The organism is Olsenella sp. An270, from assembly GCF_002159735.1.
Lineage (GTDB): Bacteria > Actinomycetota > Coriobacteriia > Coriobacteriales > Atopobiaceae > Thermophilibacter.
The window spans coordinates 246,965-260,104 of the sequence record NZ_NFJF01000001.1 but is presented as its reverse complement, the minus strand read 5'-3'; the positions used below and the strand labels follow the sequence as shown (position 1 = coordinate 260,104).

Annotated in this window: 10 protein-coding genes; 2 read left to right on the top strand and 8 right to left on the bottom strand. The window is 67.3% G+C overall.

Going from position 1 to position 13,140, the window contains the following annotated elements:
• Positions 1–22 precede the first annotated feature (22 nt).
• The 5 genes from B5F73_RS01150 to B5F73_RS01130 all read right to left on the bottom strand — a co-directional run bounded on the left by B5F73_RS01150 (position 23) and on the right by B5F73_RS01130 (position 7,380).
• Positions 23–1,177, bottom strand: a complete 1,155-nt coding sequence (locus tag B5F73_RS01150; protein ID WP_087225158.1) for an aldo/keto reductase — start codon at positions 1,175–1,177, stop codon at positions 23–25.
• Positions 1,178–1,584: 407 nt separating this feature from the next.
• Positions 1,585–3,054 carry a hypothetical protein gene (locus B5F73_RS01145; protein ID WP_087225155.1) on the bottom strand — a complete coding sequence of 490 codons (1,470 nt, stop codon included), beginning with the start codon at positions 3,052–3,054 and terminating at the stop codon, positions 1,585–1,587.
• A gap of 1 nt (position 3,055) precedes the next feature.
• The gene (locus B5F73_RS01140; protein WP_087225152.1) at positions 3,056–3,703 is read right to left on the bottom strand and encodes an ABC transporter ATP-binding protein; all 648 of its coding nucleotides are present in this window, start codon (positions 3,701–3,703) and stop codon (positions 3,056–3,058) included.
• Between the two features lie 88 nt (positions 3,704–3,791).
• Positions 3,792–4,571 carry a class I SAM-dependent methyltransferase gene (locus tag B5F73_RS01135; protein ID WP_239379755.1) on the bottom strand — a complete coding sequence of 260 codons (780 nt, stop codon included), beginning with the start codon at positions 4,569–4,571 and terminating at the stop codon, positions 3,792–3,794.
• 121 nt (positions 4,572–4,692) lie between these two features.
• Positions 4,693–7,380, bottom strand: coding sequence for a valine--tRNA ligase (locus tag B5F73_RS01130; protein WP_087225146.1), 2,688 nt, complete (start codon positions 7,378–7,380; stop codon positions 4,693–4,695).
• A gap of 357 nt (positions 7,381–7,737) precedes the next feature.
• On the opposite strand from B5F73_RS01130, the gene B5F73_RS01125 reads away from it, so the two are divergent.
• Together B5F73_RS01125 and B5F73_RS01120 are read left to right on the top strand one after the other, a co-directional pair.
• Positions 7,738–8,505, top strand: a complete 768-nt coding sequence (locus B5F73_RS01125) for a TatD family hydrolase (RefSeq protein WP_158094735.1) — start codon at positions 7,738–7,740, stop codon at positions 8,503–8,505.
• Positions 8,506–8,565: 60 nt separating this feature from the next.
• Positions 8,566–9,690 carry a glycosyltransferase family 8 protein gene (locus B5F73_RS01120; protein ID WP_239379754.1) on the top strand — a complete coding sequence of 375 codons (1,125 nt, stop codon included), beginning with the start codon at positions 8,566–8,568 and terminating at the stop codon, positions 9,688–9,690.
• Between the two features lie 89 nt (positions 9,691–9,779).
• Here the strand turns inward: B5F73_RS01120 and clpX are convergent, their stop codons facing one another.
• From clpX to tig, 3 genes are all read right to left on the bottom strand, one after another.
• Positions 9,780–11,087, bottom strand: coding sequence for an ATP-dependent Clp protease ATP-binding subunit ClpX (gene clpX, locus B5F73_RS01115; RefSeq protein WP_087225140.1), 1,308 nt, complete (start codon positions 11,085–11,087; stop codon positions 9,780–9,782).
• 3 nt (positions 11,088–11,090) lie between these two features.
• Positions 11,091–11,708, bottom strand: a complete 618-nt coding sequence (locus B5F73_RS01110; protein ID WP_087225137.1) for an ATP-dependent Clp protease proteolytic subunit — start codon at positions 11,706–11,708, stop codon at positions 11,091–11,093.
• A gap of 75 nt (positions 11,709–11,783) precedes the next feature.
• The gene (gene tig / locus B5F73_RS01105; RefSeq protein WP_087225134.1) at positions 11,784–13,133 is read right to left on the bottom strand and encodes a trigger factor; all 1,350 of its coding nucleotides are present in this window, start codon (positions 13,131–13,133) and stop codon (positions 11,784–11,786) included.
• Positions 13,134–13,140: the final 7 nt, after the last annotated feature.

Below are 13,140 nucleotides of genomic sequence, written 5' to 3'. Positions count from 1 at the left end.
CGCACACTCGTTGCGCCTCTCGCTAGAGCCCGAAGAGCCCCGCCGCCGCGGCCATCTTGTCGGCAACCTTCACGCCAAAGGGACAGCGGCCCTCGCACGCGTGGCAGGCGATGCAGTCCCCCGCATGGGCATCGAGCGCGCGATAGTGGTCGCGCACAGAATCGGGTACCTCGTTGTGCAGGGCGGCGAGGTCGTAGAACTTGTTGACCGTGGGGATGTCGATGCCCTTGGGGCACGGCGCGCAGTGGCCGCAGTAGGTGCACTGACCCAGGTAGGCGTGGCGCGGCGCCCCGGCGAGCACGCTCGCATAGTCGCGCTCCTCGGCAGAGGCGGTCTCGTAGGCAACGGCCTCGACCACGTGCGCGGGCGTGGAGAAGCCCACCATGATGCTCGCTACCGCCGGGCGCGTGAGCGCGTAGTGGATGCACTGCACGGGCGTGAGCGCCACGCCAAAGGGCGAGGTCGCCGCGTCGAGCAGACGGCCGCCGGCGTACCCCTTCATGACGGTGATGCCCGTGCCCGTCTCCTCGGCGCGCGCGTAGAGCTCGGCGCGGTCGGCGTTGATGCCGCCCTCCCCCACGCCCGTGTAGTCACCAAAGAGGTCGTCGAGGTTGTCGGTCGCGGGCATCATGTCAAAGGCCGGGTTCACCGAGAAGAGCATCGTCTCGATCTCGGGGTTCTCGGCGACGCGTCGCGCCACCTCGGTGTTGTGTGTGGAGAGGCCGATGTGGCGGATGGTGCCCGCCGTGCGCAGCTCGCGCACGTAGCGCATGAAGGGGCTGTCGCCCAGAACGATCCGCTCGTACTCCTCAACCTTGTCCACGTAGTGGATCATGCCCAAGTCGACGTAGTCGGTGTGAAAGCGCTCGAGAAGATCCTCGAAGGCCGGCCTCACCAGGTCGAGGTCGCGCGTGCGCGTGTACTGCCCGTCCACCGTGACCGACCCCAGGTGCCCCTGAATGACCCAGCGCCCGCGGCTGCCGAGTTCCTGGAGAGCGTCGCCCAGATTGGAGCGCCGCGTTGTATCGTTCATCCAGCAGTCGAGGATGTTGATGCCCGCCTCCTCCGCGGCGCGCACCACCGCAAGCGTCTCCTCGGGAGAGCGGTCCATCCACTCGCCGCCAAAGCCGATCTCACTGACCATAAGCCCCGTGCTGCCCAACGTCCGATACCTCATCGCCGCCTCCTTCGGTTGGCTTCCTCACCATGATACGTTCGCCCGACGCCCCTACGTGGGCTGCGCGAGGGGTCACTCCTGGGCACGATGAGCTACCTGCCTCCCATCATGTGCCAGCCGCGTGATCCGCGACCTCTTGGGGTGGGCGTAGGGCCCCTTCGAGAGGTTTGGGTTCGATATTTTGCTCTATCAGGAGTAGGGGATTTTGGCGCAAGCTTCTGACCAGCACCTTTACAATCTTGCCCAGACGATCCTCGCTCCAGATGAACCCAAACCGATTTCCGGTTTGGGTTCAATTATCACCGCTCGCCGAGATATCGATTGAGCAACTAAGCTGTGACCTGCGCAAATGCAAACGGGCACCGAGCCCGAGCCACAACGGTGAACCCAAACCTCAAGAGCGTCGCCTACCGCAACGACCGGGCGAGAAGGACGTCGACGAGGACAGCGCACGCGAGCGCCGGAACCGCCCCGAGCAGCCCGACGAGGCAGACGGCAAAGACGCTGAGCACGCCACCCGCGAAGGCCGTGAACTGGAAGGATCCCACGGAGCGCACATGCCCGGGGTCGTCGAGGGCGGCGACAAGCACGAGCGCCACAAGCAGGGCCCAGGCGAGCAGGACCGCAGGCGCTGCGACGACCCCAAGCAGGTGGGCCATCGGGACCACGACGGCCGCAGACGCCGCCAGCGCCAGCACGAGCAGCGGCAGCGCGTCGAGCAGAAGCAAGGCCAGCGGCGCGGACGGCAGCAGCTGCCGGACGAGCCGGTTGGCGCAGTCCGCGCGAAACACGTGGGCGATCGGCAGCGGCTCGCGCTGGGCGAGCGCCACGCCGAAGAACCAGCAGAACAGAACGCCCGCGTTCGCACCCGTGGCGACGAGCAGGGCTCCCGCCGGGACGAGCGCGCCGCCCCACAGGAGAGCGCTGAGCGCCATCGACGGCTGCCGCGCCAGGCTCACGAGCGCATGGGAGACGTACGCCGCGCTCCCCCGCGCGAAGTGCCAGGTCCTTCTCGCCTGCCGACGGCGTCCGAGGCGACGTCGCCGACACGCCTCCTTGTAGGCGCCCGCATTGGCGAACGCAAGGAAGCTCAGGGACACGCGGGCAGCGTAGAGCTCGTTGTCATCTACGATAAAGGTCATGTCCGAACGGGAGGCCAGCCAGAGGGCGAGCGCGGCGATCACAACGTCGAGCAGCAGCGCCCCAAAGGTGACGAGCCAGCCCAGCAGAAAGACGAGCGTCGGCAGCGCGAGCGCCAGAAGCCCGGCGAGAAGGGCAGCGAGCACGCCTGCGACGACCGTGACGAGCCGGCGGCGTCGCGGCAGGACGGCGCTTCTCGCCAGACCGAGGACGAGCGCAAGAAGCCGCGCGGCCAGAGCGAGCGAGGCGACGAGCGGGCACCAGGCGAGCGGTGCGGGCGCGCGCGTGAGCACCCCGAGCAGGTAACCGAGAAGCGCCGACACCGTCGCCACGACCAGGGCGCTCCCGACGAGCTGGACGGCAAGCAGCTCCTGCGGGCGCACAACGCGCGAGAGCCAGGCGATATCGGGCGAGGTCAGGCGCAGCGGGGTCTCCCGCAGGGCGGCCACGGCCCAGCACACGAGGGCGATCGACGGCGCGACCGCGAGCAGCAGCATCCCGAGAGCGCCCGCGAGCGAGCCCATCGCGTCCCGCGTGCCCTCGACGAGGTCGACCACCTGCGCCCAGGAGAGTGCGAGGACCACGGCAAAGATGGCGACGAGGTAGAGCTGGTAGGTGCGCTCGAGAAAGCCGCAGTCCTCGTCGATGTCGGCGCCGGCGGCAAAGAGCAGGAAGCGCGCGCCGCTGCGGAGGTGGCGGAGGCGCAGGCGCGCCAGGAGGCCGAGGTTGCCGGCCATCTCAGGGCTCCTGACGCAGCGCGCCGTCACTGAGCACAAGATTGACGTCTGCAGTGAGGCCCGGAACGTCATGGTGGCAGCTCAGGAGCACCGCCGTGCCCCCGGCTGCCACGGCGGCGAGCTCCTCGGAGAGGACGAGCGACGCCTCGCGGTCAAGCGGGCCGTGCGGCTCGTCGAGCAGCAGCACGCGCGGGCGCAGCATAAGGGCCAGGACGAGCGCGAGCTTCTCGCGCATGCCGCGCGAGTACGCCGAGGGCAGGAGGCGCTCGTGCCCGACGAGGCCGAAGCGCTCGAGCAGCCGCTCCGCACGCGGGCGGGCGGCGTCGGCGCGGTTGGCCGCCAGCACGAGCCCCACGTGCTCGATCGCCGTGAGGTCGTCGTAGAAGCTCGGCACGTCGGGCACGAAGGTGAGCGCGCCGGGCGCGAGACGCATGCGCCCCGTGAAGGGCTCGCCGGCGACCAGAACCTCGCCCGAGCCGGGCTCCAGCCAGCCCGCCAGGCAGCGGAAGAGCGTCGACTTGCCGGCACCGTTCGGGCCGGTCAGAAACGCCACCTGCCCGGCCGCCAGCGAGAAGGACACGCCCTCCCACACCGGGACGTCCCCGTAGCCAAAGCAGAGGTCACGTACCTCGAGCGCCGTATCGGACATGTCAGCTCCTCACCGCGATCAAACAATGACGAGATGATACGCTTCCCGCAGAGCTCGGTTGAGTTCAGGCATCCATTGATTCTCGGAGTCACGCGGGCTTCTCGGCGCAGGTGGCCCAGAACGTGGGGATGCCCAGCTCGTGGAGGCGTCCCTCGCCGTTGGTGTCCTCGTAGAGGTCCAGGATCCGCAGGCCTGCCTGAATCTGCCCGCGAATCTGTTCGTCCAGGGTATGCGAGAACTGCATGCCCCACTCCGGGAGGTCCTTCTCGGAAATGAGCGAGGGGTCGCGGAGCGGGTTGAACGGCAGACCGCGCACGACGCACTCCTCCCCGTCGTCCATGACGTAGTTGAAGCCGTTGTCCAGTCCGGCGAGCAGGCGCCCTCCCGGCGCCAGCACGCGGAAGCACTCGCGCCAGATGGGGAGCACCTCCTCCACGTAGCAGTTGGAAACCGGATGGAAGATGAGATCGAACGCTCCGTCCTCGAACGGCAGCGGGCGCGTCATATCCGCGCGCACGGCGCGGATCTCGTAGCCCTCGCGCTCGGCGACCATGACATCGGACGCGATCTGGGCCTCGGAGTAGTCGAGCACGGTGCACGCGCAGCCCATCGCCGCGAAGATCGGCATCTGCTGGCCGCCGCCGGACGCCAGGCCGAGCACGCGCTTGCCACGCATGTCGTCGAAGAACCAGTCGCGCGGGACCTCGCGCGTGGGAGTGAGCACCATCGACCAGTCACCGCCCAGCGCCGCCTGGTAGCGCTCGTGGCTGACGGGCGTCCCCCACTCCCAGCCGTCAGCCACCCACGCGTCCACGACCCGCGCGTTCACGTCCGTGTACGATTCGGCCTGGTTCTCCAGCGAGTTCACGTTCTCCCCCATCGCGAGAATCGAAACAGAAAGGCCCGCCGACACTTCTCGGCCAGCGACTTTTGGGCGAAGCCCAATGAGCTGGCGAGAAGTGCCGGCGGGCCGTCAGGTACGTGAGAGTCTACGCGAAGTCAGAGATCTGCGCCTTCAGCTGCTCGATCGTAGCCGTGAGCTCAGCCGCCTGCGCGCGCTTCTTCTCGATGACCGCAGGCGCCGCCTTGGCGACGAAGCCCTCGTTGGCGAGCGTGCGCTCCACGCCCGCGAGGTCCTTCTCGGCCTTGGCAAGCTCCTTGGTAAGGCGCGCGGACTCGGCGGCAAGGTCAACGAGGTCGCCCACGTGGACGAAGATCTCCAGCCCGCCGTCGGCCACGGAGACGCAGCCCTCGGGCTTCTGGGCGTCAGCGGCAGCAACAAACGCGCCCACGTGGCCCACGGAACGCACGAAGCCCTCCTGGCCAGCGAGAACCGCCGCGTCCTCGGCGCCGCAGCGCACGCAGACGTCGAGCTCAGCGCGCGGCGAGAGGCGGTAGCGGGCGCGCGTGGAGCGCACGCAGGAGATGACGCGCTTGGCGAGCTCGAAGTCCTTCTCGGCGCGCTCGTTCATAAACTCGGCAAAGCGCTCGGGCTCCGGCCAGGCGGCCACCATGAGGAACTCGGCGGAGTGGTCGTCGAGGCCGCTCGCGGGAAGGGCATCCCAGACGCTCTCGGTCACGAACGGCATGACCGGGTGCAGCAGCCTCATGCAGGTGTCCAGCACGAAGACGAGGTTGCGCTGAACCTGCAGGCGCTCCTCGGGCGCGCCGTCGAGCAGGCGGCTCTTGCAGAGCTCGATGTACCAGTCGCAGACGTCACCCCAGAAGAAGCTCTGGATCTCGCGCGCGTAGTCGCCGAAGGCGTAGGTCTCCAGCTGCTCGGTCGCGTGCGCGACGGCGCGGGCCAGGCGGCTGAGCATCCACGCGTCCTCGGGCGTCACGGCGGCCGGCGCGCCCGGCTCGTAGCCCTCGAGGTTCATCTGGACGAAGCGGCTCGCGTTCCAGATCTTGGTCACAAAGCCGCGGGCCTGCTCGGTGCGCGGGCTGTCGATGAGCTGGTGCGTCTTCTTGTCGATGTTGGCGTCAAACTTGACGTCCTGGTTGTTGGTGATGAGCGTGAGGAGGTTGTAGCGCATGGCGTCAGCGCCGTACTTCTCCATGAGCTCCATCGGGTCGACGCCGTTGCCCTTGGACTTGGACATGCGGCTGCCGTCCTTGGCCAGGATCGTGGCGTAGATGTAGACGTCGTGGAAGGGCACCTCGTCGGTGAAGTAGAGCGAGCTCATGATCATGCGCGCCACCCACAGGGCGATGATGTCGCGCGCGGTCACGAGGACCTTGGTGGGATGGTGCTCGGCGAGCTCGGAGGTGTCGTCCGGCCAGCCCTGCGTGGCGAAGGTCCACAGCTGGCTCGAGAACCACGTGTCGAGAACGTCCTCGTCCTGGCGGACGTGGTGGCCGCCGCACTTGGGGCAGACGTCCGCGTCCTCCATGAGGGCGTCCTCCCAGCCGCAGTCCTCGCAGTAGAAGACCGGGATGCGGTGGCCCCACCAGAGCTGGCGGCTGATGCACCAGTCCTTGAGGTTGTCCATCCAGGTGAGGTAGGTCTGGGTCCAGCGCTCGGGGTGGAACTTGACCTCACCGGTCTTCACGACCTCGGTCGCGCGCTCCTTGAGCTTGTCCACGGCAACGAACCACTGCTCGGAGAGCCAGGGCTCGAGCGCAGTGTTGCAGCGATAGCAGTGCATGACGGAGTGGTCGAGCTCCTCGATCTTCTCGAGCAGGCCGTGCTCCTCGAACCAGGCGACCACGGCCTCGCGGCACTGGTCGCGGTTCATGCCGGAGAACTCACCGTAGCCGTCGACGACGACGGCGTGCTCGTCGAAGATGTTGATCTGCTCGAGGTCGTGCGCCTGGCCCATCGCGTAGTCGTTGGGGTCGTGCGCGGGCGTGACCTTGACGAAGCCCGTGCCAAAGTTGGCGTCGACGTGCCAGTCGGAGAAGATGGGAATCTCGCGGTTCACGATCGGGAGCATGACCTTGGCGCCCACGAGCTTGGCCTTCTCGGGGTCGCTCGGGGAGACCGCGATGCCCGTGTCGCCGAGCATGGTCTCGGGACGGGTGGTGGCCACGGTCACGTGGTCGATGCCGTCGACGGGCTCGACCAGCGGGTACTGGAGATACCAGAGGTGGCCCTTCTCGTCCTGGTACTCGGCCTCGTCGTCGGAGATGGCGGTGCAGCAGCTCGGGCACCAGTTGACGATGCGCTTGCCGCGGTAGATCAGGCCGTCGTGGTACCAGTCGCAGAAGACCTTGCGCACGGCGCGGGAGAACTCGGGGCTCATCGTGAACTTCTCATCGGAGAAGTCGATAGAGCAGCCCATGCGCTTGATCTGGGAGACGATGGTACCGCCGTACTCGCGCGTCCAGTCCCAGCAGGCGTCGAGGAACTTCTCACGCCCGATCTCCAGGCGGCTCACGCCCTCGCTCTTGAGCTTCTTGTCCACCTTGGTCTGCGTGGCGATGCCCGCGTGGTCGGTGCCCAGAATCCAACGCGTGGAGCGGCCGCGCATGCGGCTGTAGCGAACGTAGGTGTCCTGGATGGAGTCATCCATCGCGTGACCCATGTGCAGGATGCCCGTCACGTTGGGCGGCGGGATGACGACGGTGCAGTCCCCCACTCCCTTGGAGCGCTGATAGCAGCCGGCACTCATCCAACGCTCGATGAGCTCGGGCTCGGCGGTCTGGGGATCGTAGTTCTTGGGCATCTCTTCCACGGGGCATCCTCTCCCGGTCGTGTGCATATCAGTGCAACAGGATAGCACGTGGGCACACCCCGTCCTCGCTTCGGCTTTTCTCCGCTGGGACAGCATGGCGTGCTCAAAAAGCTCGCTCGTGCAACATTACGACGGATTTGAAATCAAAACGCTCGCTCGTGTAGCGTAGTTTTGGCCCAAAACCGCGCCTCGCGACTGTGATGCATTAAATGATTTATATTTTACCTGCGGAAACGCAATCGCGGATTCACCTGAACTCAAAATCTACGCTACACGAATGGACGTTTTGATTCCTGGAAGGGCAAAATGTCGCATGAGCGACTGTTTTATGCATCCAGCGTCTCGCGGGAGAGTCTTATGACCGGAAAGTGCGACCTCTTTGACTCCCACTGTCACCTGGGGTGGTTCGCCGACCCCATCGCCACGGCGCGCAGCGCGGCACGGGAGGGCCTCGGGCTCCTCGCCGTCACGGTGACGCCGGACGAGTACCTCACCTGGCGAGAGCCCCTGGCAGGCGAGGCCAACGTCTTGCTCGCCGCGGGCCTGCATCCTTGGTGGGTCCGCAGGCCGGAGGACGCCGACGCGTTGATCGCCGTCCTCCCCAAGGCGCGCTTCGTCGGCGAGGTCGGACTCGACGCCGCGCCGAGGCACGCAGGGACATGGGAGGCGCAGCTGGGGGCGTTCGAGCGTATCTGCGTGACGTGCGCGGAGACGAGCGACCCCGAGGCGCCCAAGGTGCTCTCGATCCACGCGGTGCGTGCCGCCGGCACCGTCCTCGACGTGCTCGAGCGCACCGGGGCCGGCGAGCGCTGCCGCTGCGTCCTCCACTGGTTCTCCGGCTCCTCTGACGACCTCTGGCGCGCCGCTCGCATGGGCTGCCGTTTCTCGCTGGGAGAGCGCTCCCTCGCCACGCGTCGCGGCCGAGAGTTCGCGCGCATCCTGCCCGCCGGCCTCATCCTCTCCGAGACCGACCTGCCGGAGGACGAGGGCGCGCGAGCATGCGCGGACGAGGTCGTCTCCTCCCTCGAGCGAACCATCGACGCGGTGGCAACGGCGCGCGGTGTCGACTCGGGAGAAGTGCGCAGACTCTTCGTAGACAATGCGCTGTCCCTGCTCGACGTTTGAGAGCCGACGCGACGCATGGTAGAGTTTATGAGGCCCTGAAGGCGCACGAACCGAGGTCACATGAAGCCGCTGCGCAAGACCACGCACGTGAGAAACCCCCTCTCCTCGACGATGCTCGCGAGCACGTCGGGCGACCTCGACCTGCCGCTCAACGACGTCGTCATCGTCTTTGCCTGCAGCGAGAACTTCGTGCCGTACCTCTCCGTGGCGATCCAGTCGATCTTCGACAACTCGAGCCCGGAGCGCCGCTACGACATCATCGTGCTCACGCGCAACATCTCGCCGGCGAGCATGATCACGCTCACGCGTCAGACCAAGGCCGACAACGTTGGCATCGGCTTTTTGGACGTGGATGCGGCGCTGGGAGACATCGAGCTCCCCCACCACGGGCACTTCCGCCCGGAGACGTACTACCGCCTGCTCGCACCGCAGCTGCTCCCCAACGTCGACAAGGCCATCTACCTCGACTCCGACCTCATCGTCGACGACGACGTCGCCAAGCTCTTCGACGTGGACGTGACGGGCCACCTGCTCGCCGCCACGCGCGACGCCGACACGATCGGTCAGATCGACGGCTACGACACCACCGTCGGACCCTACCTTAAGAACGAGCTCGGCATGAGCGACCCGCACGACTACTTCCAGGCGGGCGTGCTGCTCCTGAACCTCGCCGAGCTCCGGGCGACCGTCACGCCGGAGGAGTTCCTCGCCCTCTCGACGCAGCGCATGTGGCGCTGGCTCGACCAGGACGTGCTCAACAAGGTTGTCGACGGCAACTATGTCCGCGTGCACATGCGCTGGAACTACCTCATGGACTGGCAGCACCTGCGGCGCACCCACATCGTGGCCAACGCGCCGGCCGACGTGCGCGCCGAGTACGAGGAGGCGGCCGCGGACCCCGCGATCATCCACTTCGCAGGGCCGGACAACCGCCCCTGGCTCTACCCCGACGCCGACCGAGCCGACCTCTTCTGGCACTACGCCATGCGCTCGCCCTATCTCGACGAGATCCGCGGCCAGCTCGAGGAGTCGCGCGCCTCTGCCGCAGGCCTGGCGAAGCGCCTGCAGGTCATCGCCATCTACAAGGGCATAATGCCCGCCTTCGACAAGGTCTGCCCCGCCGGCTCCCGCCGCCGCGACGCCGTCATCCGCTCCTACATGGCTCTCGGCGGCTCCAACCTCTAGCCCCTAGCCTCTGACAGCCAACAAGAAGGGACGCCGCCCGAAGGCGACGTCCCCGTCCGGACGCATGAAGGCGAGCGAAGCCCGCGTCGCTAGGCCACGTGATGCTTGCCGTGGGCCTTGCTGACGAGGCGCGGCGACGCTCCCCCGCCGACGCTCTCCTTGGTGACGACGACCTTGGTGATGTCCAGGTCGCTCGGCAGGTCGAACATCGTGTCCTGGAGCGTGGCCTCGCAGATCGCACGCAGGCCGCGGGCACCGGTGCCGCGGGCGATCGCCTGGTGCGCGATCTCGGTGAGCGCGTCGTCTTCGAAGACGAGCTCGACGCCCTCGAGCTCGAACATGCGGCGATACTGCTTCACGAGCGCGTTGCGCGGCTGCGTGAGGATGCTCACGAGGTCCTCCTCGGTGAGCTCGCGTGTGGCGGTGATGACCGGGATGCGCCCGAGGAACTCGGGAATCATGCCGAACTTGTGCAGGTCCTGAGGCATGACCTGCTCCATGAGGTAGTCCTCGTTCTTCTCGGCGCTCTGCCCGACCTCGGCGTTGAAGCCAATGCCCTTCTTGCCGATGCGATCGGCCACGATCTTGTCCAGGCCGACGAAGGCGCCGCCGCAGATGAAGAGGATGTTGGTGGTGTCGATGCGAATGAGCTCCTGCTGGGGGTGCTTGCGACCGCCCTGCGGGGGGACGCTCGCCTCGGTGCCCTCGAGAATCTTGAGGAGCGCCTGCTGCACGCCCTCGCCGGAGACGTCGCGCGTGATGGAGAGGTTCTCGGCCTTGCGGGCGATCTTGTCGATCTCATCCACGTAGACGATGCCCACCTGGGCGCGCTCGACGTTGCCGTCGGCGGCGGTGATGAGCTTGAGGAGGATGTTCTCCACGTCCTCGCCCACATAGCCCGCCTCGGTGAGGGTGGTGGCGTCGGCGATGGCGAAGGGCACCTCGAGGAAGCGCGCGAGCGTCTGGGCGAGCAGCGTCTTGCCCGTGCCCGTGGGGCCCAGCAGCAGGATGTTGCTCTTGGCGATCTCCACGTCCTCCTCGCCCTCGGCGACCTCGTCGTTGCCGGAGAGGATGCGACGGTAGTGGTTGTAGACGGCCACGCTCATGGCGCGCTTGGCCTGCTCCTGCCCCATGACGTACTGCGAGAGCTCGTCGTAGATCTCGTGTGGCGTGGGCAGGTTCTTGATGGGCAGGCCGTCGTCGGCGCCCTCTCCGCCCTCGACGCCCTCCTCGGAGACCTCCGCGTCATCGATCATGTCGGTGCACGCGTGCACGCACTCGTCGCAGATGAAGACGCCTGCAGGACCGGCGATGAGCTTGCTCACCTGGCTGCGGGTCTTCCCGCAGAAGGAGCAGCGCATCTCGCCGCCGAACGAGTCGGTGTCGTTGTTGGGCATGTGCTACTCCTGGCTCTGGTCGGTGCGAGAGGTGATGACCTTGTCGACGAGACCGTACTCGCAGGCCTCGGCGGCGCGCATGTAGTTGTCGCGCTCGGTGTCGGCGTTGATCTTCTCGATCGGCTGGCCGGTCGCCTCCGCGAGGATCTCGTTCAGGCGCTTGCGGATCCAGCGGGTCTCGTCTGCGACGATCTGGATGTCGGTCTGCTGGCCGGAGACGCCGGAGCTCGGCTGGTGGATGAGGACCATCGAGTTGGGCAGCGCCAGGCGCTTGCCCTTGGCGCCGCACGCGAGGATAGCGGCGCCCATGGAGGCGGCCATGCCCACGCAGATGGTGGAGACGTCGGGCTTGATGAAGTTCATCGTGTCGATGATGCCCAGACCCGCGTAGACGTCGCCGCCGGGCGAGTCGATGTACAGGGAGATGTCCTTGTCGGGGTCCTGGCTCTCCAGGTGAAGGAGCTGCGCGATCACGAGGTTCGCGGAGTCGCGCGTGACCTCCTCGCCGAGAAACACGATGCGGTCGTTGAGCAGGCGGGAGTAGATGTCGTAGCTGCGCTCGCCGCGCGGCGTCTGCTCCACGACGTACGGGATGAGCGGGATGTTGGTAGGCTGGTGCATGTGCTCTCCGTTTCGTATGTGTGCGCCCCGGGCGAGCGGTCGCCGCCCGGGGCGCTTCCGATCCGTGAGACGAGGCTACTCGGCGTCCTCGGCCTTGTCGCCCTCGGCGGCGCGCTCGGCGATCTCATCGACGATGTTGACCTTGGCGTTCTCGACGAGCCAGTCGAGGGCCTTGGTGCGACGGATGGAGTCGCGGATGGCGGGGAGACGACCCTCGGAGCGCCACTGCTCGACGGAGGCGTCAACGTCCTCGACGCCGGCCTTCTCGAACTCCTCGCGCACCTCCTCGTCGCTGACCTCGACGCCGAGCTTGGCGGCGAGGGCGTCGAGCGCCAGGGACTGACGCGCGCGCTCCTCGGCCTGGACGCGGAGGTCGGCGATGAAGTCGTCGGACTTCACGCCGCGGGCGCGCAGGTACATGTCGAGCGAGGCACCCTGGCTCTGCAGACGGGCGAGGAACTCGGAGGCGAGCTCGTTGAAGATCTCGTTCTGGTAGGCCTCGGGGACGGTCTCGAGCTTGAGGAGCTTGCCCACGGCCTCGACGAGACGATCCTCCTTGAGGTTGGGCAGGCTGGTCTTCTTGTCGCCCTCGATCTCCTCCTTGACGGCGTCGCGGAAGGAGGCGACGTCGTCGTAGCCGTACTTCTTGGCGAGCTCGTCGTCGAGCTCGGGGGTGACGGCCTTCTTGATGGCGTTGAGCTTCACCTTGACGGAGAAGGTGTGGGAGTGCTCCTCGCCCTCGTGCTCGTGGGTGCGGGTCCACTCGATGGCCTTCTCGTCGCCCTTCTTCATGCCGACGATGCCCTCCTGGAGCTGGTCGGGCACCTGCTGGCCGTCGAGCGCGAGCATGCGGTTGGTGCCGGCGAGGTGGCCGGCGCCCTCGACGTTCTCGACGTCCACGGAGACGACGTCGCCGGGCTCGACGGCACGGTCCTCCTCGACGTCCTCGTAGGTGACCTGGTAGCTGAGGAGCTGGTTGATCTGCCAGTCGATCTCGGCCTCGGTGGCCTCCTCGGGCGGCATGTTGATCGTGGGGGCGTCGTAGCTCTCGAGCTCGCAGGCCGGGCGCACGCCGATGGTGGCGGCGACCACGTAGTCGGCACCCTGCTGGGCGAGCTCGGGCTCGGCGCCCTCGGCGCCGAAGTCCACGCGACCGACGGGCGTGACGTCGAGCTCCTCGAGCATGAGGGGCTCGGCGGCGCTCAGGAGGTCGTTGGTCGCCTGGGCGAGGACGGCCTCGCGACCGACGATGCCGTCGATCACCGGGCGCGGCGCGTGGCCGCGACGGAAGCCCTGGAAGTTGTACTTCTTGGCGATGTCCTTGTAGGCGCGCGCGATGGCGGCGTCGACCTCGGCGGCGGGGATGGTGAGCGTGGCAGCCATCTTCTCGTCGGACGGCTTCTCAGCGGTAACGGTGATCTTCAACGTTCCT

Excerpts from the sequence above, each read along its gene's own strand:
- B5F73_RS01110 (WP_087225137.1), bottom strand. The coding sequence starts at position 11,708 with ATGCACCAGCCTACCAACATCCCGCTCATCCCGTACGTCGTGGAGCAG.
- clpX (WP_087225140.1), bottom strand. The coding sequence starts at position 11,087 with ATGCCCAACAACGACACCGACTCGTTCGGCGGCGAGATGCGCTGCTCC.
- B5F73_RS01140 (WP_087225152.1), bottom strand. The coding sequence starts at position 3,703 with ATGTCCGATACGGCGCTCGAGGTACGTGACCTCTGCTTTGGCTACGGG.
- B5F73_RS01145 (WP_087225155.1), bottom strand. The coding sequence starts at position 3,054 with ATGGCCGGCAACCTCGGCCTCCTGGCGCGCCTGCGCCTCCGCCACCTC.
- B5F73_RS01125 (WP_158094735.1), top strand. The coding sequence starts at position 7,738 with ATGACCGGAAAGTGCGACCTCTTTGACTCCCACTGTCACCTGGGGTGG.
- B5F73_RS01120 (WP_239379754.1), top strand. The coding sequence starts at position 8,566 with ATGAAGCCGCTGCGCAAGACCACGCACGTGAGAAACCCCCTCTCCTCG.
- B5F73_RS01150 (WP_087225158.1), bottom strand. The coding sequence starts at position 1,177 with ATGAGGTATCGGACGTTGGGCAGCACGGGGCTTATGGTCAGTGAGATC.